Genomic DNA, 536 nt, shown 5'->3' with positions numbered 1-536 from the left:
TGGCGCCGGTACGGTGCTAAACCGCGAGCAAGCAATTGCAGCAAAAGAAGCAGGCGCAACCTTTATTGTATCGCCTGGCTTTAACCCAAATACCGTTAAAGCGTGCCAAGAAATCGGCATTGATATCGTACCGGGTGTGAATAACCCAAGCACAGTTGAAGCCGCGTTGGAAATGGGATTAACTACCTTGAAGTTCTTCCCTGCCGAAGCTTCTGGCGGCATCAACATGGTGAAATCACTGCTTGCGCCCTACACCGACATCGAACTGATGCCTACTGGTGGCATTAACCCTGCGAACATCAAAGATTACTTAGCGATTCCACGCGTTTTGGCCTGTGGCGGAACCTGGATGGTAGACAAGAAACTGATCGAAGCGGGCAACTGGGAAGAGCTTGCACGCCTAACTCGCGAAGCGGTTGCGCTTGTAAATGAGTAATCGCTTTTAGCGATTGAATAAAGTGCCCAGCCCTCCCTCGGTGGAGGGCTGATTCGTTTGCATTCACATTCACTCACATGGTTAAGGAACCTAGATGGAA

1 protein-coding gene is annotated in these 536 nt (G+C 50.4%); it reads left to right on the top strand.

The features are described 5' to 3' along the window. The coding region (gene eda, locus R7Q46_RS29860) for a bifunctional 4-hydroxy-2-oxoglutarate aldolase/2-dehydro-3-deoxy-phosphogluconate aldolase (RefSeq protein WP_318078680.1) at positions 1-436 on the top strand (436 nt) is incomplete at its 5' end. Positions 437-536 lie beyond the last annotated feature (100 nt).

The sequence above is a fragment of the Vibrio sp. 811 genome, from assembly GCF_033339195.1.
The sequence above is the reverse complement of the archived record's forward strand: the minus strand, read 5'-3'. Positions and strand labels throughout refer to the sequence as shown.